Raw genomic sequence first — 25,284 nt, 5'->3', positions numbered from 1 at the left:
TCGTCAGGCGTTGGCGATTGTGGTGACTGTTCCACTGCTGCCCCTCCACTTCAGTGCGCCGGCCTCGGCGTACAAGATCCCGCCCCCGGTCGGATTGCTGTTCGGCGCGGCCGTCACGTTCTTCATGCCGATCACAGCGCCCGTGCTACCGCCGAGGTCAGATGAGGTAGCCCCCAACTGCAAGGAGTTGGTGTAGAAGCTGATCGCTCTGTGCACGATCGCCCCCGAGGCGCCGACCTCGAGGGTGGCTGTGCCGGCGGACGTCTTGGCCTGGAACAGGGCGGACGTCGTCGAGGCGGCCCCGGTGACGACCAGGCCGACGGTGGTGGTGTCGGGTTGTTTCACCTCGAGCGACGCCTCCGGCGCCTCCCCGATGCTCATACCGACACCCACCCTGCCGCTGCCTTTGACCACGAAGTCGTCACGGGAGTTGTTCCGCAGCACGAGCAGGTTGCCCGTCGTCGGCCCGTCCGTCGCCGTCACGAAGATGCCCTGCGCGGCGGTGCCCTCCTGGTTGTTGTACTGGAGGTCGATCGACAGCGCGGCCGCGCTGCCGTCGCTGTTGTCCTCCGGCCCCGGATTCTGGTGCGTGATCTTCAACGTGCCGCGGTTGGTCTCGTGCCCGGTCAAGTACATGGCGCTGTCGGTGGTCTTGTCCGAGATCACGTTGAGGGCGACACCCGACGAGCCGGACGTGGCGGCCTGGTAGATGGTGACCGCGTGCTCGGTCGTGGACGTGGTCTTCGCGAAGAGGACGCGTTCGCCGAGGTCGGCGAAGATCCCCCCGGACAGAGTGCCGCCGGTCGCGTCGAGCTTGTCGTCGAGCTGCGACTGAAGATCCTCAAGCGCCGCGTTCAGGGGCACGTCCCACCGACGTGTCCCGAACGCGATCGGTGTCACCGCCATCAGGCACCTCCTCCAAATCCGCCCTCGCCGTAGCCGCCCTCGCCGTACCCCTCCACCGTCGTGCACACCCCGAACGCGCCCGCCGCAAACGACGCCTGCGGCTCGAGAGACTGCGAGCGCAGCAGCCGGTGATGCCGGTCCCGGAACACGAACGTGCCGTCCGGGGCGACGTAGGCGATCGACGGCGGGCCCTCCGACGCCAGCAGCTCTTGCAGCGCCTGGAACGCATCCGTCTCCTCCGCCCACCACCACGGCACGAACGTCGCCCCCAAATCCAGGTCGCGGGGGCCGCTCCAGCCGACCGCGTCGAGGATCACCCCGATCAGCGCGCCGGTGCGCTGCGCCGCATACAGCTCCGTCGAGATCTTCGTGCCCTGGAGCAGCGACAGCAGGTCGAGCGCGGTGATGTCGATGCTGCGGTTGTCCCGGTCGGGGTGCACCTCGAGATCGTCGACACGGCCCATGAACAGCGGGTAGAGCGTGTCCTGGTAGACGGTCTCGACCTTCACCGGCGCGGCCGGACTCATGTCGTCCGCGATCGGCGACTCCACATTCTCCGGCGAGTACACCCGCTCGGCGTTGCACAGGCTCATCGACAGCGTGCCCACCCGCGGCGGCGCCAACTGCCGCGCCTGATCCCGGCCGTAGGAGAACGTCACCGCGCCCCGCGCCAGCACGTCCGCGGTCACATCATCGTGGGCGCCGTCGAAGTCGCCGTCGCCCTGCCAGTCCACCGCGACCGTGTACCGCGACGCCAGCGTCGGCGTGATGTTGAAGTTGTCGAAGTACGCGAACGCCCCGGTCGGCGCGCCCGTGACGAGCGGTGTGCAGTGCGCCAGCAACTGCACACTCAGGTTGTTCTGCGCGGTCCACGCCGGCGCGTCCTTCGTGTGCTGGACCGTCCACTCCCGGCCGTCCGGACTGGTCTCCCACGACAGGATCGACGCCTGCTCACGGATCCGCAGCCACGCGTGCGCGACCGGGTCGTAGGGGATGCTGTAGGCGTCCTCGTCGGTGAAGCCTTCTTGGACCGCCATCGACAGCAGGTTCGTGACCGCCTCAACCTCGAACACGATCTGCGTGCCGGACACATCGGACAGGATGAGCAGCTGGGCGTAGGCGTCGGCCATGCCCGTACTCGCCGGCGGCACCATCTGCACCCGCGCCTGCGCCCCCTGCAACCGGTAGATCGTGTCCGAGGCGAACGCGGCGAAGCCCTCTTCGCACGGCACCCGCCCGCGGCCGTCGACCTGGTCCGGCAGCCCGCCTGTCCCGGTGTTGTAGTTGTTCGGCCACTTGCTCGTGTCGACGACCGGCTCGTCGAAGTCCTCCACCAGGTCGTCGAACACAGCGGTCGACGCAGGCGGCGGGGTGTTGAAGTTGTCGAACTCCGCGACGTCCGGGGTGCCCGAGTCGCGGTGCGTGATCAGCTGAACCTGAAGGTCCGGGTCGCTCACCCACCCCGGCGACGTATCCGACCGGAACGTCGTCCACGTCGACCCGTCAGGGCTCGTCGCCCACTCCAGCGTTCCGCCCGATTCGCTGATGCGCAGCCAGCGGTGTGCGGTCGGGTCGTAGGTCGCCGACACCGCGCCCGGGTCGAAGAACCCGGTGCGCAGCCCTGCGGTCAGGTCGCCGGTGACCGAGTTCACCTCGAACACGACGTCGGTGCCCGGCGTCGTCGACTGCACCAGAAGCTGCGCCCACGCCTCGCTCGCGGCCCCGCCGGCAGCGGGCGGGAACATCTGCACCAGCACGTGCGAGCCGGCGAGCGTGTACGCCGCGGCGGACGCGAACGCCGCGAACCCCGTGTCGCAGGGGACGACAGCCCGCCCGCCCGTCTCCGACGGGGCGCCACCACCGCCGGTGTTGTAGTTGTTCGGCCACTTCCCGGCATCAACGCTGCCGTCGTCGAAGTCGTCGACGAGGGTGTCGAACAGCGCCATCACGGCCTCCGCAGCCCGGCGGGCAGCCGGTTGGTGCGCGCCAGGTTGTCGAGGCTCTTGGCGAGCCAGTCCTGCATCTGCATCTGCGAGCCGATCGCCCCGTTGTTCTGCACCGTCAGATGGATGTGCACATCGCCGCTCGACGCGGAGGCCACGCCCGTGCTGCGGGAGGTGGCAACCGACTGGGAGATCACCGACCTGGGGATACGCATGGCGTTGAGCGCGGCCATGGTGCCGACGCCGTAGTGCCGCACGGCCGCGCTGCTCATCATGAACTCCCGGTTGGAGGCCATGATGGGGATGCGGTCGGCGGTGCCGGACCCCGGCCCGACGATCAGCCCGCCCGAGGCGTACTTGCCGTACTGCTTGTACTGGCCGAAGTTCCCCCAGTCGCCGAAGTTCCGGCCGTAGGGGTTGCCCTTCCAGATCTGCGCGATCACATCGTGGAAGCGCAGCACGTTCGCCGACATGCCCTTAAAGGTCATGTCCTCGAACACCATCTTCCCGGCCTTGACGGCGCGTTTGATCTCCTCGACCGCAGCCCAGAACCCGTCCGCGACCTTCACCTGGAACTGCTGAAAGTTCTTCGACATGCCCTGGAAACTGATGTCCTCGAACAGCAGGCTGCCGGTCTTCTTCCACTTGCCGGTGTCCACCAGCCGCTGAAGCTCGGCGACCGCCGCCTCGAACCCCGACTTCGGCCTGGCCTTCGCGGTGGACTTCTTCGGGGTGACCTTCCGCGCCGACTCCACCGCCTTCGCGGACACCTTCTCCACCACCGCGGCGACCTTCGGCGCCACCGCGTCCAACCCCACGATCAGACCATCACCGATGTTCCGGCCGATCTCCGCGAACACCGTGCTCGGGGAGCGGATCCCGAGGGCTTTCTTGATGCTCTTCTGCATCGCCTTCGCGATGGACAGCATCAGCTTCTCGATGTCCTTCTTCTGCGCCTTCAGCCCGGACAGGAACCCCTTCGACGCCTGCTTGCCGGAGTCGTACAGGGCGCCCGCGCCGAACCGGCCCAACTTCGTCGACGCACTGGAGATCTGCGACTGAAGGCTGTTGAACCGTTTGATCGTCGCTGTGTCGGCGCGCACCAGGGCCTGCGCGAACTGGGCGCCCTCATCCGGGCCCATCTCCAGGATCTGCCGCAGCAGGTTCTTGTTCAGGCCCCGCTTCTGCAGCGTCTGCACGTTCGCCGTGAACTTCTTGATCACAGCGAGCGACGTCTTCATCTGCTTCTCGACCCACTTCGGGGCGAACGCGTCCTTGCTGATGATCGTGGCGAGGCTGCCCGTCGACGCCGCCCGAGAAGCGGTGTCCTTCGCGAACTTCTCCGCCTCCGCGATCTTCTTCTCGAGCGCGTCACGCTTCGACGCCGCCGACAGCAGACGGCTGGTGTTCCGGTCGATCATCCGGATCAGCGCCGTCTCACGCCGCCCCGAGAACGCCGCCCTGACGTCCGTCGCGAGATCCTTCGATACCGACTTGATCTTGTCGCGGGATCCCGTCAGCCCCTGGATGAAGCCCTTGCCGACGTCCTTCGCCAGGGCCTTCATCTTCTTCGACGGCGACGCGATCTGAAGCTCGTCTTCCACGCCGGTCGTCACCGCCCCGGCGAGGTCACGAGCCGCCGCCTCCACCGACCGCAGCGCCGACGTCATCCCCGCCACCAGGCCCGCGCCCACCGACGCGCCCGCGCCCATCATGCCGCCGCCAGCCATACCCAACTGGCCGTCGTTGATGGCGCGCAGCAGCGGCAGATGCTGCCTCGTCTGTTTGGCGTTGACGACGAACTCGCCGTTGGACAGGAACGGCGCCGGGATGCTGTCCGACGTGCCCGTGCCGGGGCCGCGCACCAGGCCACCGACCGCGTAGCCGCGCCTCCCCCGGTACTTGAAGCTGTCGCCGGTGTACAGGCCGCCGGTGGCGCCGACGATGTCGTGCTGTGAGCGGCCCGTCAGGTAGCGGGTCTGGTACTCGGTGACGATCCGCTGGGTGCGCTTAGTGAAGTGGCTGATGGTGATGTTGATGCGGCGCGACTTGGGCAACCGGCTCAACGCACCCTGAACGTTCTTGATCGCCGACAGGGCCTGCCCGTTCTGCGCGGTCACCGTGACCTTGCCGTTCGGCAGCCGCTTCACCTTCAGCCCGAACGACTCGAGGATCGCCTCCGCACCCTTCGACAGGGTGTTCAGCGTGACGGACTTCGCGCCCGGCGTCTTCTTCACCGCGGCGTTGAACTCCTCAAGGCCGCGCTGCGCGTCCTCCTTCTCCATCTGGACGCGGGTCTTCACGTCGGGGATGTTCAGGAGCTGCTCCGCGAGACCCTTCGCCTCGGCGCGGGTCAGGCCCATCTGCATCGCGGTCTTGATCAGCGCCGCCCGGCCCCGGTCGTAGATGGCGTTGACCGACGTCCACGACTGGCCGCTCTCCCGCGCCGACGCCGCGGCCTCATCGGTCTTCGCCGCCAGGTCGTTCAGCGCGGACGCGGCAGCCTGCGCCTTCGGGCTGTTCGTGTCCAGCACGCCACCGACCATGTTGAGCGCGCCAGCGTTCTCCTTCGCTGCCTTCGCGGCCGCGTCGATGGCTGCGTCGAACGCGATCTGCCCGCCGAGCGCAGACCGGTTGACGTCGTTCAGGGCCTGGATCGCCTGCCTGAGCCCGTCCGCGCTGGCCTTCTGCTCGTTCAGCTTCGCCGACGTCCGGCCCGCCTGCTCACCGAACAGGCCCATGCTGTCGGCGATCAGCTGCTGCTCGAACTTGGCATCGGCCAGGGCCTCCTTGTAGCCGTCCAAGTTCTTGGTGAAGTCCTTGGTGTTCCGGCCGCCCTTGCCGTACTCCGCGGTCAGCCGCTTCAACGCCGCGGCCGCGAGATCCGCGCGGCCCTCCTTCACCAGGTTCGCGAGCGCCGTGTCGATCGACTCGATCTGCTCCTTGGCCTGCTTGACCGGGGTGGAATCCCAGTCACCGATCCCGCCAAGGGTCACGATCCACTGCTGGACCTTCTCCGCGTTCGACGGATCGGTCAGCGCCGACACCTTCTCGTGCAGGTCGCCCAGGTCGGAGCCGAACGCCTTCGCTGCCTCGCCGACGACCTGCCCGGAACGGCCGAGCCTGCCGAACGCGGACGTGAGCCGGTCGACGTCCGGCGGCGCCTGCTTGCCGATGTCCGCCAGCTCCGACAGCGCGATCACGAGCAGGCCGATGCCCGTGCCTGCGACCGCGACCTTTGTTGCCCGCGACATGGCGCCGATAGCCGCGGCGAGGCGGGGCAGCACACCGGTGGCGCCCGCCGCCGCCGTGCGCATCTGCCCGACCGACGCGGCGAACGCCGTCGCAGCCGCCGAGACCGCAGTCATGCCCGCCGCGGCCAGACGCACCGCCTTGATCGCCAGGGAGAGTTGCAGCATCGCCGTGATCGCACCGGGCGGCACCGCGGCGACCAGCCCGGCGAGCGCGTTCACCACGGTGAGCAGGCCAGGCCCGACGTTCGACGCAGCTTCGAGGATGTTCCGCAGCGCCTGCCCCAGGTTCGCCAGCGTGTCCCGCACGAGCGGGCCGTTCGCCCGCACGAACTCCATGAACTGGCTCGCGCCGCCGGCCGCCGCCCCGGTGTTGGCGGTGCGCATGAAACGCACGAGCGCGTCGTTCGCCCGCTCGAGGACACCCGTCGAGAACCGGGCCATGTTCCGCATGAACTGATCGAACCCGGGCGCCTGCATACCGCCGGCGAGGATGTCCTGCATCCTCATCAGCTCCCGGCTGGCGCCCTTCACCGTCGGCGTCAACCTTGGGAACAGCGAGGCGAGCATGTGGATGCCGCGCGTCACCACCGGCATCGTGTTGAACGCCAGTGCGTCCGACCACTCGCGGTACTGGTCCTTCAGCGATGACAGAGCGGTCGCGGCCACCCGCGTCTGCGGCGGCATCTCACTGAGCTGCCGCAGCCACGCCCGCTCCGCGTCCGCCGCCTGCTTCGAGGAGCGGCCGTGCTCGTCGATCGCCTCCCGGTACTTCTTCTCCGCCTCCCCGGCCTCACCGATCGCCGACGCCTGCCCGGCGGCGGCAGCACCGAAGGCGCCGAGCGCCACGGCCGCCGCCCCCAGCGACGCGGCGATCGGCGCGGCCTGCACAGCGATCGGGATGAGCGCCGGCGCCAGCATCAGCGCGGCAGACCCCAGACCCTCCATCGCGCTGCCCGCGCTGCTGGCGGCCGTCGTGACCGTGCCGAGCCGACCGCGCAGGTTGTTCATGCCGTCGCCGGTACGGCGGATCCGCTGATCGAGGTCGTCCATGTCGCCGCGCAGCGAGCGCGCGGCGGCCCCGAGCGCGGTCAGTGCAGCGGTCGCCGTGGCCGCCCTGGTGGCGAGGGTGCCCAGCGCGCGGCCGGCTTGCTGCGCGTCCTGGCGGAGGTCCCGCAGCGCCGCTGATGCGGCCGCGGTCGCCCCAGTATCGACGTCGACGCGCACTCGGACCGTGTGGTCGCCGATCCGGTTCAGGTCTCGGGTGACCGCCCTGACCCGGTTCTGCAACTGGCGCAGCGGCCCGTCAGCCTGCGACTGGAGACGGCGCAGCGAGCGGACCGCGTCCGCCGTCCGCATGTCGACCCGGATGGTGGCGGACCCGATCAGGTCAGCCATCGAGGATCACCCCCATTGCGGCCAGGAAGGATTGGGAGGCGTCCTCGGCGCCCTGCCACCACCAGGGGGCGCCCGGCTCGGCGGGCGGCTTCATCTCACGGTGGGCGCGACCGGGCAGACCCCATGCGTCGACGCCGAGGTCGGCGTCGAGCTTGGCGCGCGCCGCGTCCTCGGACTGCCCGTCGTGGATGATCAGCCGCTGGAGCATCTCGTAGTAGATCGCGTTCAGGAACCGGTCGGCTGGGAGGCTTCCGAAGTCGGCGCCTCGGGCTGCGTACTCTCCGTCGAGCTGGTGCCAGATTCCGGGCTCGGCGACCCATCCGACGAGGGCTGCGACGGCGCGGTAGGGCGGAGTCCGTACTGCTCCAGCAGCCACAGCACGACGTCGGCGAGCTGGTCGTCGTCGATCGGGTTGTGGCGGTCCTTCAGCCGGGCGGAGAACCGCTCGTAGGACTCGGGCAGGAGCACGAACTTCAGGGCCTGCTTCAGCAGCGCCACGTGCTCGGCGATGCTCTCGACCTTCGCCGTGTCGTTGTAGGCGGTGACGAACTCGACGAGGAGTTCGCCGGGCAGCGCCGGCGTGGCCTCGAAGGTGTCGTCGTCGATGGTGAAGGTGATGCGCTTGCGGGGGCGGGTGAAGTCCCGCGTCGTAGCGGCAGGCGGAGGGGCGCTGCCGTTCGGGGCCGGGGGTGTGAGGAGTTCGGTCATGTGGGGACCGTAAGCACCCACCCGGCATGATCATTCCGGAGCTAGAGGGCCGCCTCCAAGCCCTTGTTCATGAAGTCGTTCGGGCTCGTCCCAGGGTGGTTGACCAGTTTCGCGAACACGATCCGGCCGTCGACGGTGAACCGGAGCGCCTGCCGGGTGCGGGGCCGGATCTGGTGCGGGCGGGTGCCGTTGATGACGTAGCCGACCGCATGGTGCCGCACGGTGATGTCCGCGTGCGGGCCCCCGGCGCCGGCCCGCACGACCGGCGGGGCGATCCGCTCGCTCATGCTGCCCGGCGCGAACTGCCGCGCCCTGGCCGCGGCACGGTCGGCGCGTTTCTGGCAGTCCCGGCCCACCAGCCCGGCCGGCGAGTTCAGCATGCCGTTCACAGCCGCCCAGTCGATGTGCAGGACCGGCATGACTAGTTCCTCGGCAGAGACACGAGCGCCCGCAGCTCCGAGCCGACGCAGCCACCCTGCGGGCCTTGCACGACCTGGGGGCGCAGCAGGTACTCGCTGATGTCGCCCGTGTTGCTCATGGTGCACAGCTCGGTGGAGACGGCCAGCAGCGTCTCGTAGGCGTCCTGCGCGACGAGCCGCGCCGAGGCGTCGAGGGCGGCGGTCGACGGCCACAGATTCTGCCCCTCGGGGTTGGGCGCGCAGCGGATCACCTGCACCACGACCTCGCCGACCTCCCACGGGGCGTGGCACGAGCCGACCGGCGCGGGCTGCGGGATGGGGAAGTCCTCGCTGGGGTACACCTGGGCGATCGACACGGCGAGCATGCCGCAATCGCAGGCGTCCCACGCGATTGCGCCGGGGACGACACCGTGCCGTTGCGGCGTGTCCGACAGCGTCGCGTACACCGCCTGCTCCAGGCGGGCGGCGACCGTGTACCACTTCAGCGGCCCGGAGATCACGTGCCGGCCCTCCGTACCGTCGGTGCGTCGACCCGGTACACACGCGACCGCGAGCGGAGCCCGGACGGATTCCACGTCGCCACGAACATGTCGACGAGGTAGAGGCCGGTGCGGCCCTTCGCGAACAGCTCCCCCACGTCCGGGTAGCTGATGGTCACGCCCTGCCGGATCAGCTGCTGCACCCCCGGCGGGAGACGGCAGTCCTGCCCGTCCGCCGCCTTCGCGATCTCGCACGCCAGCTCGCCCATCGCCAGCGCGGCACCCTCCGGGGGCTCCTGCCCGATCCGGGCGGTCACCGACCACGTGCCCGGCTCGCTGTCCGCCCGTGCGAGGTCGTTGCAGCGCGGCCACGACTTGCCGTCCGTGCGCACCAGCAGCCGGTTGTTGTCCACCCGGTACGCCCCGGTGACGAGCGGCGTGCCGTCGATCTTCACTTCGACGATGGAGTGCACCGGCGCCGGCAGCAGCGCCTCCGACACCACCGAACACGCGCAGTCCGTGCACGTGCCGCAGGTGAGGTTGAACCACTGCCCGCCGATCAGCGCGGGCTGCGGATACGAGCGGGACCCCGTCCACGGCGGGCCGAAGTCGTCGTAGAACTGGCCGGTGTAGCAGTCACGGCGGCACGGCCTGAGCGTAACCTCGCACAGCCCGAACCTCCGCCCCGTCAACGCCCACAGCGTCTCTGTGGCGGAGGCCACCGCCAACCCCGTCACCGCGGGGTTGAGGGTGGCCACATCGCACGTCCACTGCACCGGCCAGTCGGCGCAGGGACCGAACTGTGCGGTCACTCAGGCCGCCTTACAGGGTGGTCGGGTCGCAGCCGATGGTGGGCGGCGGGGTCGTGGTCACGTTCCACACCCAGTGCTCGTCCGGGTCGATGGTCTCCCCGGCCGGCAGGTAGGAGGCGCCCACGAGCGCCACCCACTGAGCGGTCGCACCCCGCGTCTCCGAGGTGGTCTCCAGAGTGGAGCGGCCGTTCTCCACCACGTAAGAGCCGAGCTGCGTCGCGCCGACATTCGGCCACGCGTTGTAGATGTACCGCTGCTGTCCGGACGCGTCGCAGGCGCCGGCACCGGCGACCTCCTGCCACACCTCCAGGCTGTAGCGGCGGGTGGGGTTGCCCTCGGCCAGGGCGAAACCGGTACCGGTGGTGGGGGTGCCGGTGGTCAACTCCCGCGCGGAGATCATCAGCGCGGCGGCGGACACGTTGACCTCACAGAACTGGGAGGTGAGGTTCAGCCTCTTCAGCGTCGGGTCGTCCTTCTGGTTGACGCACGGCGTACCGTCCGCGGTCCGCTCGAAGAACTCGGTGCCGTCCTCGTACTGGGGCTCCATGCTCACCTGCACGAACCCCTTGGTGACGGACACCTGACCGCCCGCCCCGGTGACGGGCACGCCACAGGCGTCCAGCTCGATGATGCGCATGTGCGTGCCCTTGATCGGGGTGGCACACGTGGAGTGGGTTGCCATTGATCATTCTCCTACTCGGTGGGCACGCCCAGGGCGATGTGTGCGGCCAACAGACAGCACTCGAAACCGATCACGTAGGTGCGTTCGGCGAGCATGCTGAGGGTGTTCGTGGAGCGGTCGAGGGAGTCACGCACCGTGGACACGTACACGTCGGAGCGGTAGCCGAACACCGCGCCGGTCGCGTAGATCCACGACGAGTCGGCGGCCGCTGGGCTGCCGTCCGGTCCGCTGCCGGTGTAGCCGCTGCCCGCGACGACGAGGTTCCCGCCGACCGTCACCAGCCGGCCGTCCTCCTCGCGGCGTTTGACCAGCTTCCACGCGGCGAGGGTGGGCAGCACCCGCCGCGGCACATGGATCACGCCCTGCCCGCGGTAGCAGTCCGCCAGCCCCTGCTCCAGCACACCCAGCGCGGTCGCCGGATCACCGGCCCCCGTCACCACCGGGGACGCGGCCGGCTGGAGCACGACGCCCTGGTCGTCGAGCACCTCCGCATCCGCGGCCAGCCGCGGGTACACGACCGGCTGCCCGCCGGCCACGCCCGTCCAGAACGCGGTCTCGAGCTGGTGCTGCTCGACGCGGGCGAGCGCCGACTGTGCGACGGTGCTGGCGTCGGGGAGACCGACGGGCGAGCAGTCGAACCGGGCGTACACCGTGAAGGGTGTGGCGCCGCGGTTCGTCTGCTCGACGTTGCCGGTCTTCTCCGGCGGGACGGGCGCCTCCCCGGTGCCGGACACGGCCATGCACTGCGCGAACGTGGTCGCGCCGACCGGGCAGCGCTCGGTCCACGTGATCCCGTTCTGCCAGTGCGTGCCGGACACACTCGGCTGCTGGGCGACGTCCCACAGCCCGTGGGGCAGGGCGGTGAACACGGGTGGGTCGACGATCTGACGAGCCATGCGTGTTCACCACCTTCCTGTAAGCGATCGCCATGACGCCATTGCGTCGCCCCTCCTTGGGCTGGAGGGGTCTTAGACGTGGGCGCCGTTCGGGGTGGCGACCGCGCCGCCGGCCTGACCGCTGACGTTGAACTGGACGGTGTAGCGGCGGGACTCGTGGCCGACGCGGGCGACCAGGTGCGCCTCCTCCGACCAGGCGGCGGTGTGGTCGTTGGTCTCGTTCAGCACGCTGTCGCGGACCACGCCGAGGTCGAGGCTCATGCCGTTGCCGTGGAGGAAGGTGCCGGCCGCGTAGATCAGGAAGTCGACCGTCTGCGGCCACGCCGTCATCACCGAGCTGTTGCCGAACTGGCTCGCGCCGCGGACCTGCCAGTCGTCCACCCACTGCGGGCGCACGTTCCGGGAGGTGAAGTAGCTGTCGATCTGCGCGTTACCGACCTCGAGCAGGTCGACGCCGGCCTTCCAGGCGAGGTCGGCGCGGATGACCTCCCGCACCCAGGCGGGGAACACGACCTCGAGGGTGTCTTCGAGGGCCATGCCGTACCGCTCGCGGTAGTCGGTCGCGGCGAGCGCGGCGGCGTTGAAGATGCGCGGGGCGGCCGAGTCGGTGGTGACACCGCCGATGGTGGTGGGGCCGACGGAGCGGGCCACCATCAGCGCGATGAGGCGGGCGTTGATGGCGTGGTCGTGCGCCGCCATCAGCAGGCGGATCATGTTCGCCGTCGCCTCGGGGTAGGCGTCGTTGGCGAGGTTGCCCGCGGTCAGGCAGATGCCGTATGCCTCGAGCCGCTCCTCGCTGAAGTCCGGGCAGGGCACCCGCACGCACGGCTTGGTCGGGGAGCCGGTGGCGGCGGCGATGTCGTCGGCCTCGGTCCACAGCCACGGGTTCGACGTGTTGTCGAACGCCTCGGCGAAGGGGGCGAAGGCGCCGCCGTCGATGGCGTCCGCGAGGGACGGGGAGACGGGGAACTGCACGCCACCGCGGGTGACACCGAACGTCGGCAGGTCGATCATCCCGGAGCTGCCGGCGATGTTGAAGAAGTCGTAGCGGATCTCCGACGGTGCGCACCAGCCGCCGGCGGCGACGAGCGCCTCGGCGTCGAACCCGGACTCGCGCTTGGTGAGGTAGCGGAACAGCTCCTCCACCTCGGCCGGCGTGGTGCGGGAGTCGACGGTGTGGGAGAACTCGTTCCGGATCGACGCGACCGTCTGGTAGCTCGGGTTGCCGCGGGTGACCGGCATGCTCTTGGCCTTTCGGCCGACGACGTCGACCACAGCCTCGAACGTGGACAGTTCGCCGCCGCGGGCGACGCCGGGGATGTCGACCGAGGCGGTGATGGCCAGGCGCTGCTCCTTGACCGGGGGCTTCGGCGCGTGGGCCGCGGTCTCCGCGAGGGAGGCGGTGGCGCGGCGGGCGATCTCCTCGGGGCGGACGCTGCCGCCCTTGCGGTCGAGCATCAGCGCGGCCATGCCGGCGGTGACGCCGCGTGCGGCGGCGGCGGCGATGGCCTCGGGGTCGACGGCGGGTGCGGGCTCGGCCTGCTGCTGGGCGGCGGGGGTGCCGTGAACGCGGGCCTGGAGCTGGGAGAGCTGCTCGGCTACGCGGGCCTGCTTCATCTCGGCCTCGCGCTGGGCGCGGACTTCACGGACGGAGAGTTCAGCGCGGATGCGGTCGAGGTCGTCGGTAAGGCGGAGTGCGTACTGGAGCGTCTCCGGGTCGACTTCTCCCTCGGGGTTGTTGATGCGCTCGAACTCGGCGACGGCGCGGGCCTCGAGGTCGCGAAGGTCGTCGTCGGAGGTGAGGGTCAGGTCGGACGGGGCGCTGAAGAGCTCTTCGGCCACGGTGTCCTCCGGTTTCGAAGGGGGTTCTTTGCGCCCGTCATGGTGGCGCCTTCGACCGGAGGTTAGCGCAATAGCACACATCCCAGCAAAGGTCAATTCCCTTTACCGGGCTGGTGTTTATAAAGGTCAGGAGCCTGACGGCGGTGGCGGCGGCGGCACCGGCCGCTTCTTCTTGTTGCAACTGCACATGTTTGCTTACCTCCCTCCGGGGTGGACACGGCGCGACAGCATACGCATCACGATCCGCACCGCCTCACGCTCGAGATCCGACTGCGACCGCCCCCACGCCACCGTCGGCCGGCCCGCAGCCACCAGCGCCTGCGGCTGCCCCGACGCGACCCGCGCCCGCATCTTCGGCACCGGGAACCCAGGCACGTTCACCGCCAGCAGACCCACGAGCCGAAGCTGCCCGCCGATCCGCCGCCAGTCCCCCGACACCTGCCCCGCCGCCTGCAACTCGTACACCTTCAGCGGGTCCGCACCCGGACGGATCGCACCCGCCACCCAAATCCCATGCTGGTCGTTCCCCACGGCCACATCCGCCACAGCGGCGCCGGTGTTGTCGTAGTGCTCCGCCGCCGGGCCCGCCCCCAGATGCAGCGGCGCATGCCCGGTCCCCACGGTGATCTGACCGACCGCCACCCGCGACCCGTCCGCGCACACCACCTCACCAGTCCGGTAGTACGGGTGCTCCTCCTCGTGCGGCGGCTGCACACACACGCCCTCCTGCCCGATGTGGCAGGAGCCCCACTGCGCGGCGTGCCCGTACACGCGGCCCTCGTCCGTGACAGTGATCGGCGTGGGCAAGCTGAGCTTGGGGTCGGCGAACCACTCCGCCGGCGGCCGCCACACCTCCCCCGACGCGGTGACCGCGTGCAGCGCCCGGAACGGCTCCGGCTCCCGCCCCGCGTCCCGCAGATGCGCGGCCACGTGCTCGTACACGCCGCGCCGGTCCGCCTCCGGGATGCTCGTCCCGCCCCGCGCGCCATGCAGCGCGGCGATCGCCGCCGAGCACGCGGTCAGGTTCGCCGGGCCCACGGTGCCGTCCGCGTTGATCTCGTGGTGGATGAACTTCGCTGCGCTCTTGGGAAGTTCGCCGTCCTCGACCGCACTGCCGTCGTACCAGGCGTAGGCGGCCCTGACCTTCGCCACCGTCAGCGGCGCCTCGAGACGCTTCTCGTTCGCAGGCCCGTCCCAGTCCCCGTCCGAGGTGGCGGTGTCGTGGGTGCCGACCGCGCCCATCTCCTGCACCTGAAGCCGCGCCAGCTCGGCCTCGGTCACCGGGGTACCGCCGGCGACCACCGCGCCCTGCTCGTCGAGCAGCGCGATATACGCCTCGGCGAACGCCGGGATATCCACCAGCGTCGCAGCGCGGATCCGCCCGCCGTGGAAGATGACCTTCTCCGGCTGCGCGAACAGCATCTCGAACATGTCCGGCTCGCCGTCGTCGCCGGTGCCGGCGTTGACGTCGTCGGGGAACACGAACTCCACGTCCGCGTCCGAGATGCTGTCGGCGTCGATGCTGACGCCGCGCAGGAACTGCCCCTGGATCTTCCGGTACACCTCGCGGCCGTCGTCGCTGCCGAGGTCGAGGACGCCCGCGCCCATGATGCGCTGCCCGTCGCGCCAGATCCGGTCGATACGGCCCACGTTCACCGCAGTCGTGCGCGGCTCACCGCCGTGGGAGTCTTCCTTGTTCCAGCGCAGCGGCACCGGCAGGTCGGCCCACGTCAGGGCGCCCGGCGCGAACTCGCGGCCATCACCGGTGACGATGCCCTCCACCGCGAGCGGGCCCTCCCACGGAGCGACCTCGCCCGCATAGTCCATCCCATCGTCGGGCATGGGGGTGTCCTCGTTGGCGTCATCGTCGTCGCCGCGCATGCCCTCGCACGCGGCGTCCGCCTCTTCCTGCGTGGCGTAGCAGCCCTTGAGGTCGCCCTCTTCGTCGACGACGGCCCACGGTGTATCGGCACCGCAGTCCGGGTGATCCTGCACAGTGCGATACACGGTGCCTCCCTGCTTGTGATCGGTCGGTGGGATTGTGGCCGCCGCCACTGCCATGATCGTTCCGGCGGCCTGCTGCTCATCGTCGGGTTCGTCCTCGTTCCACACGGCGACGATGAAGCCCCGGCAGCGCGGCCCACCGAGGCAGTCGATGAAGCCGCCCGTCGGATACGCGGCCCGCGCCGCCTCCAGCGAGCTGTAGCGGGTGCCGTCCACCCGCCGGCACGGCTGACATGAGTTCTTGTCGAGGGCCTCGCTCGCCACATACGTGCCACGCGGGGCGACCGCGAGGACGGCCATGCGGCCCTCGTTCTGCGCCGCGCTCATGGCGCCGCCGATCGCATCCCTGACACTCGCGTCGGACAGACCGGCCAGGTGGTCGTCGACCTGACCGGCCACCTGCCGGGGGCTGCCGGACCCGAACAAGCGCATCGCCGCACGCACCCCCGACGCGACAAGGTTCCCGCCCAGCAGGCGGGCCGTGGTGCGGGCGATCTGCCGGATCCGGTCCCGGAACGCCGCCGCGGTGACGGCCTCGTCATCCAGCGACCAGTCGGGGATGGTGACGCCCTGCGCTTCGGCCTCCCGCTCGAGTGCCCGGCCGGCCTGCTCGGCGTAGGCACGCATCCGCTTGTACAGCAGGTCCGCGGCCGGGTCGGTGTCCACCTCGAGTGTCGTCAGCCGGTCGAGGTCCTCCGCCTCGGCGGCGGCCTGCACCGCGGCGACGATCTCCTTCCGCTGGCCGTCGACGATGTCCGCCCACGCGGCGAGCGTGTCGTCGACCGCCGTGTGCCACGCCTCGTCCATGGCGGCGAAGTCGACACCGGCGCGGGTCTCCAACTCGGTGGGCTGGCGGCGCAGCCGGCCGGCGGACGCGGTCACCGGGCCGCTCATCAGCGGGATGTCCCGGTCGTCGTCGCCGAACGCCAGCCGGATCCGGTCGAACGTGATCGGACCGAGCCGCTGCTCCAGTTCGGGCAGGAGTGCCGGGTCGCCGCTGTAGGCGGCCGTGACGTGCGCGGCCCACGGGGTGTGCTGCGGCGGCACGTCCGGGGTCCTCGACTGGGTGAGCGCCTCGATGACCAGGCCCCGGACCTGTTGCAGCGTCTCGGACCGGCCGATGCCTCCGGGCTCGGCGTCGCCGATGCTCCACACCCAGCACGGGGAGTCGCCGCCCGCGTTCCAGTGGGCGGCGCCGAACGCTTTGGCGTGCACCGGGCCTACGCCGCGGTCCTCCACGGTGAGGCGGATGGTCTGCTCGAGGTCGTCGCGTTCGGCTTCGGTCCAGGCGCCGCCGTCGTCGCCGAGGAACAGCAGCGTCAGGTGCAGTTCCTCCGGGGCTTCGCCGCCGGCGACTGCGAGGCGGGCCGCGTCCTCGGCGGACGGTATGAGGGCGATCATGCCGCCCTGGGTGTGAGAGTCAGCTGCGGCTGTGAGCGTAGCCATTGGCGCTCCGGGTCGTCGTGAAGAAGCCGCGCAGGTCCATGAGCGGCGCATGCTGCCCGATCTTGAACCGGCCGAACGCGTCCAACCTCGCTTCGTACACGCCGGAGGTGCGTGGCCTGGGTGCGCTGTGCAGTTTCAGCGCGGCGTGTGTGAACGGGCACGAGTAGGCGTGCTGCGTGCACAGGGGCGGGTGCAGCAGCTCGGGTGGCCGGCCCGCCGAGAACCGCACCGCGTGGAGAGCCTGCGCCTGCTGGATGAGCCGCTCCTGGCGGGCTGCCTCCGCCGCCTGCCGCGCCTGCTGCTCGGGCGGGGGTTCGCCGCCGTTCGGTGCGTCACGAGGCGCCTGCTCCGGCTCCGCAGTCGGGGCGCCGCTGCGGGGTGGCTCGTTGACGTCAGTGTCGGTGGTGTCGATGTGCTGGCCGGTGAGCAGCGGCAGCGCCGACGGGGCGCCGGACGGCAGGGTCTTGATGATGACCTTGAGGGCCTGCTCTCGCAGATCCTCGTCGGACGGCTTGTCGGACTCGTCGAAGCCGGTCTCCCTACGGAGGGCGGCGCCGTCGATCTCCATGCGGTCGTACAGCTGGATGGCCTGGTCGGACCGGTCGGGGCGGAGGGTGAGTTCGGACATGTCGTACCAGACGACCCACTGTGCCCAGTCCTGGACGCCGGAGGCGCGGAGCCGGGGCTGGAGGTAGCCGGTGGTGATGGCCTGGCAGATGATCTCCGCGTCGGGCGCGATGTTCACCTTCAGGGACGTTTCGTCGACGGCCCAGGCGTTCCAGTGGTTCAGATCGCCCATGCCGAGGAGGACTTCGGGCGGGATGTTGAGCTGGGTGGCGAGGCGTTTGATCGCCGACTCACGCTTCTCGATGATCTTGTCGTCGATCTTCAGCGTGAAGTCCAGATGCTTGATCTTGTCGACGTACTCGCCCGGCACCTTGATCGGAATCGGTACCGTCGCCGCCGCCGTCCCCGGCGTGCGGATCGCCTCCGCCGCAATCTCGATCCACTCCGCCATGAACGGATCCTCGGCGTCGGCGAACTCCTCCCGCACCGGGAATCTGATCTCGTCCGGCACCAGCCACACACCCGCCGACGCCAACCGGGACAGGTACTGGGCGGTGATGTGCCGGTTCACCAGCTCCAGCTCACGCATCGTCGACCGGGCCGCCCGCGCCGGCGAGTCCGCAAGGTGGTGGTAGCGCTTGTTCGGCCGCCACACCCGGATCGGCGGCAGCGAGTCCCGCGACAGCGGCCGCCAGTTGTAGCCCGACGTGGGACTGTTCTCGTCGATCACCTCGTAGCCGCCGCGCCCGGCACGCACCTCGTCGATGCTGCGCACCGACCAGCGTTCCACCCCGTCGATGTTCTCGACGATGATGTATCCCTCGCCCGGCACGGCGAGCTGCGTCCCCAGCCCGTCCATGATCTGCGCCTGCCCCGCGGGCCCGCCGGCGACCTGCGTCATCAGGTCGACCGCGGTGCCCGCCTCGGCGCGGACGGGCTCGTCGGCGCCCGGCTCGAGCTTCGCGGCGTAGAGGCGGACGCGGGAGAGCATCTTGGCTTCCCAGTCGGTGGCGTACCGGAACTCGCCGAGGCTGTCGTGGTACTGCCAGACCTCTTCCTGCCACATGTCGGTGGTACGCAGCAGTTCGGTGCGCGGCTCTTTGACGGGCGCGGCGGCGGCGGTGACGGCTTGCGGCTGGGGTTCGGGGAGGCTGGGCAGCCTGTTGCGTCCGGTGATGTAGTGCCACCAAGCCACGGCCGTCCTCCTGCTGAGCGGGTATGGGGCGCAGGTTAGGCACGACCACCAGAAGATCATTCCGGGAGGGAGTGAGGGCCGCCCGTGACGAGCCAACGCGGGCGGCCCTCGCCCACCATCCCCCGGAACCCGGCGGGTTCCGCCGCGCCAAGGCTACGGCCTACAACAGCGCGCACCACCCCCGGAGGGAAGGTCACGCCCACTCCTGCGCGGCGAGCAGCCCACCCACCGCCCACACCGCCACCCAGCACAGCAGCGGCACCGGCAGCCCGGCCACCGCCCACACACCCGCGGTGACCCCGGCAGCGATCCAGCCCGACGCGCAGTACGGGCACGACAGCAGATCCGCCAGCCACTGCGGCACCCACCGCGCCCTGTACACGGGCGTCTCCCCGTCCGGGCCCGTCCAGCCACCCACCAGCCTGTGCCGCACCCACAGCATCGGCGGGAAGGTGTCCTCCACGACGAACCGGGTCAGCCGGTAGGTGGCCAGGGACATCACGATGAGCAGGAGCCAGAGATCCATCAGCCCGCCATCCCGTTGATCCATACATGCTTCTGGTGGCTGGTCGGGATGCGGGTATCCACGTACACCGGAACCCCCGCGGCCCCGAGCCGCCAGCAGAATGACAGGTCTTCACCCACCACGTTTCCGGCGCCGTCGACGATCGGATCGAACCACGCGCCGGCCTCCACCCGCTCGAACACCGACCGGTGGACCAGCAGGCACGCGGCGCCAGTGCCCGCCACCCGCACCAGCCCCCGCGGCACCGGCCCCTCCCACTCCGTGAATGCCTTCATCTCATCCGACCAGCCGTGCAGGGTCGGGAAGACGCGGGTCGTCATGCCGCCCATGTCGTCGGGTTCTTCCTCGACGAGCCCGTAGCACAGCGCCCCGACGACGGGCCGCTCTTCACGGTCGGCTGCGGCGAGCAGCGCGTGCAGGGTGTCAGCGCGGAACCCCATGTCCGTGTCGACGGACCACAGCCATTCCGCGTCCCCGGCGAGGAAGGTACGCACGGCCTCGTTACGGACGTGGGCGATCCCGGCCGGCCGGTACCTGACGGGCATGACCCCGCGGATGACTGGAGTGGCAGCGCGTCGGTCGTGCTCCAGCGTGAGGAGCAGCGACTGCATGAAGGTGTGCTGCACCCAGCCTGGGTGCACGTAGCTGACCGTGACATCTCCCCGGCCTGAAGGCCGGGGCTTCATTCCCTCGCGGGAACGAGCTTCCTGATTCATCGGGCCGCGCCTCCCCGGAAGACTCCGGAGCCGGTCTTACCAGCCCTCCCCAGGCGTTTTACCTCTCGGCCAGCCCGGCCGCGAGGATGTTGGTCGCCGCGTTCACGTCGCGGTCGTGGTGCGTGCCGCAGCTCGGGCACGTCCAGGACCGCACGTTCAGCGGCATCTTCTCGTTGACGTGGCTGCACCCCGTGGTGGAGCACAGCTTGGAAGAGGGGAACCATCGGTCCACGAGCAGGAGTTCCCGCCCGTACCAGCCGGTCTTGTACTCCAGCATGCTCCGCAACTCCGACCATGCGGCGTCCGAGATGGCGCGGGCTAGGGAGTGATTCTTGAGCATGTTGCGCACGGTCAGGTCCTCGATGGCCAGGGCTTGGTTCTCGCGTACCAGCCGAGTGGTGACCTTGTGCAGATGATCGCGGCGCCGGTCGGCGATCCGCGCATGAATCCGGGCGACCCGCTGACGCGCCTTGGCCCGGTTGTTCGAGCCCTTGGCTTTGCGGGCAAGCGCCTTCTGCGCCTTCGCCAGCTTCCGCCGGTCGTCCCGTTCGTGACGAGGGTTCGCCACCTTTTCCCCGGTAGACAGGGTGACCAGGTGATCCAGACCAGCGTCGATCCCCACGACCGCGCCCGTATCCGGAAGCGGCGTAATGGTCTCCTCCACCAGGAGCGAGACGAACCAGCGTCCCGCCGCGTCCTGCGACACCGTGACCGTGGACGGCTCCGCGCCCTCGGGCAGCGGACGGTGCCAGCGGATCGGCAACGGCTCCGTGGTCTTGGCGAGCTTGAGCTGGCCATCCCGGAACGAGAAGGCGTTGTTCGCGAACGTCGCTGACTTCCGGGACTTCTTCCGCGACTTGAACTGCGGGTACTTGGCCCGCTTGGCGAAGAAGTTGTTGAACGCCACCTGCTGAGCCCGCAGCGTCTGCTGCAACGGCACGTTCGACACCTCGCGCAGGAACTCGGACTCCTCGTCCTGCTTCCACGCGGTCAGCCACTTCGCCGTATCCACATAGGTGGTGTTCTTGCCCTCGTCCTTGTAGCGGCGTGTCCGCTCGGCCAGGGCCTTGTTCCAGACGTACCGGACGCAGCCGAACGTGCGGTGCAGGAGCGCCGCCTGTTCGGTTGTCGGGTAGAAGCGGTACTTGTACGCCCGCTTGATCGTCTGGGACATGGCTAACACGATAGCCCATGATCGTGTCAAACCTCAAAGTGCGGGCCGGTACCGGCCTATCCCCGCCCTGAAGGACGGGGTTTGCGGCCTTAACGGTCACGATCACTCCACTCATGCCGGTCACCGTATCCGCCCGCCGGCGATCTGCTTTCTGGCCAGCCCCCCGCCCAACGAGCCCTGCCCGCGGCTGGTCGTGCCGACGAGGCGCAGCTGCCAGGCCGGCCACACCATCGCATCCAGCCGGTCGGGTGACCATCCGACCTCCGGGTACCAGGTCGCCAACTGGTCCTCCAGCTCGGGGAACACGCCGGCCATGTGCCAACGCCCCTGTGCGGCGAGAGCGGCAACCGGCTGGGCGCGTACCGCTTTGCCGCGGGTGGCGAGCACCGTGCGGATGGGGATGTTCACCCCGAGCGCCTCCGCGGCAGCGCGGAGCGTGGCCACGGCCATGTCCCCGCCGAAGTTCCGCTCCACGACCAGCTCGTCGGCTTCCCAGTCGACCGCGGCCTGCACCGCCCGCCGGCCCCACTGATCCGGGGACAGCTTGCACGACCGGTCGTCGAGGACGTAGCCGTGGTGCTGCGGCCGGCCCCCGTCCGGGGCGGGCAGTAGCCCGGACTTGCCGACGACCACGATGCCCTGCTCCCCCGCCCCGCCGGAGGGGTCGATACCGACCGCGATGCGGGTGAGGTCGGGTACGTCGGCGGGGCGGACGCGGGTCTCCTCGATGGTGGCGCGTGTCCACAGCGCGTCGGCGACTTCGTCGATCAGCCGGCCGTGCAGCTCCTGCGCGCCGATGTCCGTGCCCGCATACGTCTGCTCGAGCGCGTCTTTCACGGACTGCTCGAGGAAGGGGTTGTCGTACATGGTGGCGTGGGTGTGGACGATGCCGGGGATCTCCCCGGCGAGCATCCGCTTGAGGAGCGGCCGGGGTTTGGGGGTGGTGGCGGCGATCCAGTGGGGGCGCGGCCCGGACCGCAGACCGAAACGCAACTGGTCGTAGGTCTGCTCCATGTACCGCCAGGCCGCGAACTCCTCAAGGACGGCGAGGCAGGAGTTGCCGCCGGCGCGGAGACGTTCGACGTCCTCCGGGGTGTGCGCGCCGAACAGCTTCGCCTGCGACCCGTTGGGCCAGCGGATGACGGTGCCGCCCGGTGCCTGCACGAGGCGGGCGCCGGGGTCCGCGTTGCGGATACCGCCGGGCCCTTCGTACATGGAGGTGACGCCGTCGCCCAGCGTTGGCGCGATGATCGCGATCCAGTGCGGGACCGGGCCGGGCAGGCACGGCGGCCCGTTGACGTGCTGCCGCACGTACTCGGAGCACGCCTTGCTCTTGCCGGCGCCGCGGCCGGCCATGAGTAGCCAGCCCGTCCAGTTGCCGGGTGGGGGGATCTGGTGGGGCTGCGGCTGCCAGCGGGGTTTGAGGAGGCTGTCGAGGAGGGCTGCGGCGCGCTCCGCGACCGCGGCCCGGTCATCGGTGCTCGTCATGCCCCGGATTGTCACCGTCGTCGGTGGCGGCGTGTTCCGGCGCCGGGGCGGGCGTCGCCTCGGTCGGGTCGGCCGCTGGTGTTCTGACGTCCGTGGTGCCAGGTCCAGGTGCGGGCCGGGTGGTGGACGATGCGGGCGCCGGCAGCCATGCAGCCGAGGGTGAAGTGCCAATCTTCGCCGCCGCGCTGGCCGTGGATGGTGCTGCCGGGTGGCGGCTCGTGGAACCCGACCTGCTGTGCCAGTTCCGTGCGCACGAGGATGGTGATGGTGGTTTGGTGGGGGTGGGCGTTGTCCCACGGTTTGCCGAAGAACATGGGGAACGGGTCGGAGCCGCCGACGACGCGGAACCAGGGGTACACGTAGTCGGCGCTGGTGTCGCGCGCGCAGGCGAGGAGCTGCTCGATGTGGTCCGCGTCCATCTCGTCGTCCGAGTCGAGGAACGCCGTCCACTCCGTGTCCACGAGCTCGAGGCCTGCTTGTCGGGTGGTGGCGGCGCCCTTGTGGTGGATGTCCTCGGCGAGTTGGAGGTGTACGGGGATGGTCTGCTGTTGGACGGAGCGGGTGGCGCGGTCGAGGAGTCCGCTGCGCCGTCGGGCCTCGTGGAATGGGACGACGACCGTAACCTCAGACCCCGGCACTGCCCGTCTCCTGCCACGTGATCCCGGGGCACACCCACTGATCCGTTCCCGCTTCTCCGTGCAGGTAGACGTGCTCCTCGTGCTCCCAAGGCACTCCGCAGTGGAACCAGGTGGGGATCAAGTCGTTGAACCGGGCCTCTTCTTCGGTGTGCTCGGCGGCGTGCTCCCTGGCGCCTGACACGTCGATGTCCAGACGACCTTTTGCATCGGTCGCTGCCTGGGCCGTCACGGGCGCACCGCAGTTTGGGATGCGGCATGTGAGCTGGACGGTGCTGCTCTCGGTGGTGGTCATCGCGGTGTTCCCTTCCAGAGGATCTCGTTGTCGCCTTGCACCCGCAGCTCCAGCGTCTTCCACAGCCGGATGCCGTAGTCGGCGTTCGCCGCTTTCGTCCCGTCGAAGTAGTGGAACGACTCCACGCACCAGAAGCTCACGTGCGTCGGATCGGCCCACGCGTTCCACGTCCCCGACAGACAGTCCGGCACACGGATCTCGAACACCCCGCCCCGGCGCAGGACGCGGTGCGCCTCGTTCATCACCGCCAGGCGCGGCTCGCCGGCGGGGATGTGCTCCATCACGTGCGCGGCGCGGATCGCCTCCACCGCACGGTCGCCCACGGGCCACGGGGTGTCCTGCGCCAGCCGCTTCCACTCCCCGTGCCCATTGACCGGGTCGAGGTTCGTCCAGCCTGGGGGCACGATGTGCCCGCCGCCGATCTCCAGTCGCATCAGTGCCGTCCGCTCCCCTCATACCGCAGCCACCGGTTCGCCAGGTGGGTGCCCGGCAACGCGGCCGGGCGCAGCCGCGTCTTACGCAGCACGAACGGCTCCGACACCTGATCCCGTGACGAGCCGTCCGCGATCTCCTTCGCCCACAGGGCGCCCATCCGTTTCACCGCGGGCGTGTGCCGGCGGGCGATCACCCCGGACGCCCACAGCCCCCAGTGCTCCGGATGCTTGGCAGCGCGGTAGCGGTCCGCCTGCCACACCGCGATCCCGTCGGGGTCCTGCCCGGCCCGGCCGACTTCGACGGCCTCGTCGTACAAGCAGTCCCGCCACGGGTGCACCCACTGGGCGATCGGGTCCGCGTGTTCCACAAGGTCGACGGCGAGGGTCGGGGACACGATCCGGTAGGAGGCGTCCACCCAGACGCTCGCGGGCGCGTCCGTGTACTTCCAGGGCTCCAGCTTCGGGGCTTTCGCGGCGCGCACCGGGGGCAGCTCGGGGCGCGGCTCGTGCACGACCGTCCACCCTCGCGGGTCGTCGGGCGGGGTGTCGGTGACGAGGATCCACTCCACGCTGGCCCCGGTCTGCGGGAGAACGGGTTTGACGGTGTCGTAGCCGTCGTAGACCGCGGTGAGGATCGCGACGTCAGCGGGCATCCCGGTACCACCTCACCGTGTCGGCGACGCGGTCCCAGTCGAGCTCGGGCTTCCAGCCGAGCCGGTCCCAGCCCTCCCCGGTCGCGGTGATGTGCACGGGGACTTCGCCGGGCCGCATCGGCAGGTACTCCACACCCGCGGTGCTGCCGGTGACCTCCAGCACGAACTCGGCGAGCTGGTTGACGGTGACGGGCACGCCGGTGCCGGCGTCGAAGGTGGCGTCGTCGCCGTGGGCGGCGGCGTCGATGAGCATGCGGCCGACGTCGTCGCAGTGCACGAGGTCGATGGTCTGGGTGCCGTCGCCCCAGATCGGCAGGGGCCGGCCCTCCCAGGCGGCGCGCGCGAAGGTGGGGAGGATCTTCTGGGGGTGGCCGGGGCCGTGGGCCTGGTGGGGGCCGTAGCCGTTGAAGGCGCGCACCGTGCTGGTGCGGAGGCCGTAGGCGTGGTGCCAGGCGGTGGTGAGGCGGCGTGCGGCGACCTTGGTGGCGGTGTACACGCTGGGGAACGGGTCCGGCATCGAGATGCCGACGTAGGCGGCATTGTGGTGACGGCACCACTCGAGGATGCGGAGTGTGCCGCGGATGTTGACGTCGACGGCGGTCTCCGGGGTGTCGAACAACTCGCTCGTGCCGAGGACGCCGGCGAGGTGGATGACGACGTCGGCGCCCTTGAGGGCGTCGAGCTTGCCCAGGACGTCGTGGCCGAGGCTGGTGTCGAACGCCCACACGTCGTGCCCAGCCTGTTCGGCGGCGTTGATGGTGGCGCGGCCGAAGAAGCCTGCACCGCCGGTGACTGCGATCTTCAAGGGTGTCTCC

Annotated in this window: 22 protein-coding genes; all 22 read right to left on the bottom strand. The window is 70.1% G+C overall.

Going from position 1 to position 25,284, the window contains the following annotated elements:
• Nucleotides 1–3: 3 nt before the first annotated feature.
• Complete coding sequence (locus ABD207_RS25985; RefSeq protein ID WP_344015582.1) at nucleotides 4–906, bottom strand: hypothetical protein; 903 nt, start codon at nucleotides 904–906, stop codon at nucleotides 4–6.
• Entirely contained in the window at nucleotides 906–2,852 is a 1,947-nt protein-coding gene (locus ABD207_RS25980; RefSeq protein ID WP_344015581.1) for a hypothetical protein, read from the bottom strand. The genes ABD207_RS25985 and ABD207_RS25980 overlap by 1 nt, the downstream gene beginning before the upstream one ends.
• Nucleotides 2,852–7,498 (bottom strand): hypothetical protein, encoded by a 4,647-nt coding sequence (locus ABD207_RS25975; RefSeq protein WP_344015580.1) that lies wholly within the window; start codon nucleotides 7,496–7,498, stop codon nucleotides 2,852–2,854. The genes ABD207_RS25980 and ABD207_RS25975 overlap by 1 nt, the downstream gene beginning before the upstream one ends.
• On the bottom strand, nucleotides 7,491–7,706 hold the full coding sequence (locus ABD207_RS25970) for a hypothetical protein (RefSeq protein WP_344015579.1): 216 nt from the start codon (nucleotides 7,704–7,706) through the stop codon (nucleotides 7,491–7,493). The genes ABD207_RS25975 and ABD207_RS25970 overlap by 8 nt, the downstream gene beginning before the upstream one ends.
• Before the next feature lie 17 nt (nucleotides 7,707–7,723).
• Nucleotides 7,724–8,206: a hypothetical protein gene (locus tag ABD207_RS25965; protein WP_344015577.1), complete on the bottom strand. Its 483-nt coding sequence runs from the start codon at nucleotides 8,204–8,206 to the stop codon at nucleotides 7,724–7,726.
• Nucleotides 8,207–8,247: 41 nt separating this feature from the next.
• Nucleotides 8,248–8,625, bottom strand: a complete 378-nt coding sequence (locus ABD207_RS25960) for a hypothetical protein (protein ID WP_344015575.1) — start codon at nucleotides 8,623–8,625, stop codon at nucleotides 8,248–8,250.
• Between the two features lie 2 nt (nucleotides 8,626–8,627).
• Nucleotides 8,628–9,125: a hypothetical protein gene (locus ABD207_RS25955; protein WP_344015574.1), complete on the bottom strand. Its 498-nt coding sequence runs from the start codon at nucleotides 9,123–9,125 to the stop codon at nucleotides 8,628–8,630.
• A complete protein-coding gene (locus tag ABD207_RS25950; RefSeq protein ID WP_344015573.1) occupies nucleotides 9,122–9,916 on the bottom strand; it encodes a hypothetical protein in 795 nt (264 codons plus the stop codon). The genes ABD207_RS25955 and ABD207_RS25950 overlap by 4 nt, the downstream gene beginning before the upstream one ends.
• Before the next feature lie 10 nt (nucleotides 9,917–9,926).
• The gene (locus tag ABD207_RS25945; protein WP_344015572.1) at nucleotides 9,927–10,598 is read right to left on the bottom strand and encodes a hypothetical protein; all 672 of its coding nucleotides are present in this window, start codon (nucleotides 10,596–10,598) and stop codon (nucleotides 9,927–9,929) included.
• An 11-nt stretch (nucleotides 10,599–10,609) separates the two neighbouring features.
• Nucleotides 10,610–11,494, bottom strand: a complete 885-nt coding sequence (locus ABD207_RS25940; RefSeq protein WP_344015571.1) for a hypothetical protein — start codon at nucleotides 11,492–11,494, stop codon at nucleotides 10,610–10,612.
• Nucleotides 11,495–11,566: 72 nt separating this feature from the next.
• Nucleotides 11,567–13,336, bottom strand: coding sequence for a major capsid protein (locus ABD207_RS25935; protein ID WP_344015570.1), 1,770 nt, complete (start codon nucleotides 13,334–13,336; stop codon nucleotides 11,567–11,569).
• Between the two features lie 195 nt (nucleotides 13,337–13,531).
• Nucleotides 13,532–16,741: a 2'-5' RNA ligase family protein gene (locus ABD207_RS25930; protein ID WP_344015568.1), complete on the bottom strand. Its 3,210-nt coding sequence runs from the start codon at nucleotides 16,739–16,741 to the stop codon at nucleotides 13,532–13,534.
• Between the two features lie 19 nt (nucleotides 16,742–16,760).
• On the bottom strand, nucleotides 16,761–18,548 hold the full coding sequence (locus tag ABD207_RS25925) for a hypothetical protein (protein WP_344015567.1): 1,788 nt from the start codon (nucleotides 18,546–18,548) through the stop codon (nucleotides 16,761–16,763).
• Nucleotides 18,549–18,741: 193 nt separating this feature from the next.
• Nucleotides 18,742–19,074 (bottom strand): DUF1360 domain-containing protein, encoded by a 333-nt coding sequence (locus tag ABD207_RS25920; RefSeq protein ID WP_344015566.1) that lies wholly within the window; start codon nucleotides 19,072–19,074, stop codon nucleotides 18,742–18,744.
• Nucleotides 19,074–19,700, bottom strand: a complete 627-nt coding sequence (locus ABD207_RS25915) for a glycosyltransferase family 2 protein (protein ID WP_344015565.1) — start codon at nucleotides 19,698–19,700, stop codon at nucleotides 19,074–19,076. Before ABD207_RS25915 ends, ABD207_RS25920 begins: the two co-directional genes overlap by 1 nt.
• Nucleotides 19,701–19,848: 148 nt before the next feature.
• Entirely contained in the window at nucleotides 19,849–20,964 is a 1,116-nt protein-coding gene (locus ABD207_RS25910) for an RNA-guided endonuclease InsQ/TnpB family protein (RefSeq protein ID WP_344015564.1), read from the bottom strand.
• 120 nt (nucleotides 20,965–21,084) lie between these two features.
• Nucleotides 21,085–22,452, bottom strand: coding sequence for a terminase large subunit domain-containing protein (locus tag ABD207_RS25905; protein WP_344015562.1), 1,368 nt, complete (start codon nucleotides 22,450–22,452; stop codon nucleotides 21,085–21,087).
• An 11-nt stretch (nucleotides 22,453–22,463) separates the two neighbouring features.
• Nucleotides 22,464–23,090, bottom strand: coding sequence for a glycosyltransferase family 2 protein (locus tag ABD207_RS25900; RefSeq protein ID WP_344015560.1), 627 nt, complete (start codon nucleotides 23,088–23,090; stop codon nucleotides 22,464–22,466).
• Nucleotides 23,077–23,382 carry a hypothetical protein gene (locus ABD207_RS25895; protein ID WP_344015558.1) on the bottom strand — a complete coding sequence of 102 codons (306 nt, stop codon included), beginning with the start codon at nucleotides 23,380–23,382 and terminating at the stop codon, nucleotides 23,077–23,079. Before ABD207_RS25895 ends, ABD207_RS25900 begins: the two co-directional genes overlap by 14 nt.
• A complete protein-coding gene (locus ABD207_RS25890; RefSeq protein WP_344015557.1) occupies nucleotides 23,379–23,816 on the bottom strand; it encodes a class I SAM-dependent methyltransferase in 438 nt (145 codons plus the stop codon). Before ABD207_RS25890 ends, ABD207_RS25895 begins: the two co-directional genes overlap by 4 nt.
• Complete coding sequence (locus ABD207_RS25885; protein WP_344015556.1) at nucleotides 23,816–24,469, bottom strand: glycosyltransferase domain-containing protein; 654 nt, start codon at nucleotides 24,467–24,469, stop codon at nucleotides 23,816–23,818. Before ABD207_RS25885 ends, ABD207_RS25890 begins: the two co-directional genes overlap by 1 nt.
• Nucleotides 24,459–25,274 carry an NAD-dependent epimerase/dehydratase family protein gene (locus tag ABD207_RS25880; RefSeq protein ID WP_344015555.1) on the bottom strand — a complete coding sequence of 272 codons (816 nt, stop codon included), beginning with the start codon at nucleotides 25,272–25,274 and terminating at the stop codon, nucleotides 24,459–24,461. The genes ABD207_RS25885 and ABD207_RS25880 overlap by 11 nt, the downstream gene beginning before the upstream one ends.
• Between the last annotated feature and the right edge of the window lie 10 nt (nucleotides 25,275–25,284).

The organism is Streptomyces thermospinosisporus (genome assembly GCF_039526425.1).
Lineage (GTDB): Bacteria > Actinomycetota > Actinomycetes > Streptomycetales > Streptomycetaceae > Streptomyces > Streptomyces thermocarboxydovorans.
The sequence above is the reverse complement of the archived record's forward strand: the minus strand, read 5'-3'. Positions and strand labels throughout refer to the sequence as shown.

Excerpts from the sequence above, each read along its gene's own strand:
- ABD207_RS25895 (WP_344015558.1), bottom strand. The coding sequence starts at position 23,382 with ATGACCACCACCGAGAGCAGCACCGTCCAGCTCACATGCCGCATCCCA.
- ABD207_RS25960 (WP_344015575.1), bottom strand. The coding sequence starts at position 8,625 with ATGCCGGTCCTGCACATCGACTGGGCGGCTGTGAACGGCATGCTGAAC.
- ABD207_RS25920 (WP_344015566.1), bottom strand. The coding sequence starts at position 19,074 with ATGGATCTCTGGCTCCTGCTCATCGTGATGTCCCTGGCCACCTACCGG.
- ABD207_RS25970 (WP_344015579.1), bottom strand. The coding sequence starts at position 7,706 with ATGCTCCAGCGGCTGATCATCCACGACGGGCAGTCCGAGGACGCGGCG.
- ABD207_RS25985 (WP_344015582.1), bottom strand. The coding sequence starts at position 906 with ATGGCGGTGACACCGATCGCGTTCGGGACACGTCGGTGGGACGTGCCC.
- ABD207_RS25940 (WP_344015571.1), bottom strand. The coding sequence starts at position 11,494 with ATGGCTCGTCAGATCGTCGACCCACCCGTGTTCACCGCCCTGCCCCAC.
- ABD207_RS25980 (WP_344015581.1), bottom strand. The coding sequence starts at position 2,852 with ATGGCGCTGTTCGACACCCTCGTCGACGACTTCGACGACGGCAGCGTT.
- ABD207_RS25910 (WP_344015564.1), bottom strand. The coding sequence starts at position 20,964 with ATGTCCCAGACGATCAAGCGGGCGTACAAGTACCGCTTCTACCCGACA.
- ABD207_RS25905 (WP_344015562.1), bottom strand. The coding sequence starts at position 22,452 with ATGACGAGCACCGATGACCGGGCCGCGGTCGCGGAGCGCGCCGCAGCC.
- ABD207_RS25885 (WP_344015556.1), bottom strand. The coding sequence starts at position 24,469 with ATGCCCGCTGACGTCGCGATCCTCACCGCGGTCTACGACGGCTACGAC.
- ABD207_RS25975 (WP_344015580.1), bottom strand. The coding sequence starts at position 7,498 with ATGGCTGACCTGATCGGGTCCGCCACCATCCGGGTCGACATGCGGACG.
- ABD207_RS25930 (WP_344015568.1), bottom strand. The coding sequence starts at position 16,741 with ATGATCGCCCTCATACCGTCCGCCGAGGACGCGGCCCGCCTCGCAGTC.
- ABD207_RS25965 (WP_344015577.1), bottom strand. The coding sequence starts at position 8,206 with ATGACCGAACTCCTCACACCCCCGGCCCCGAACGGCAGCGCCCCTCCG.
- ABD207_RS25945 (WP_344015572.1), bottom strand. The coding sequence starts at position 10,598 with ATGGCAACCCACTCCACGTGTGCCACCCCGATCAAGGGCACGCACATG.
- ABD207_RS25890 (WP_344015557.1), bottom strand. The coding sequence starts at position 23,816 with ATGCGACTGGAGATCGGCGGCGGGCACATCGTGCCCCCAGGCTGGACG.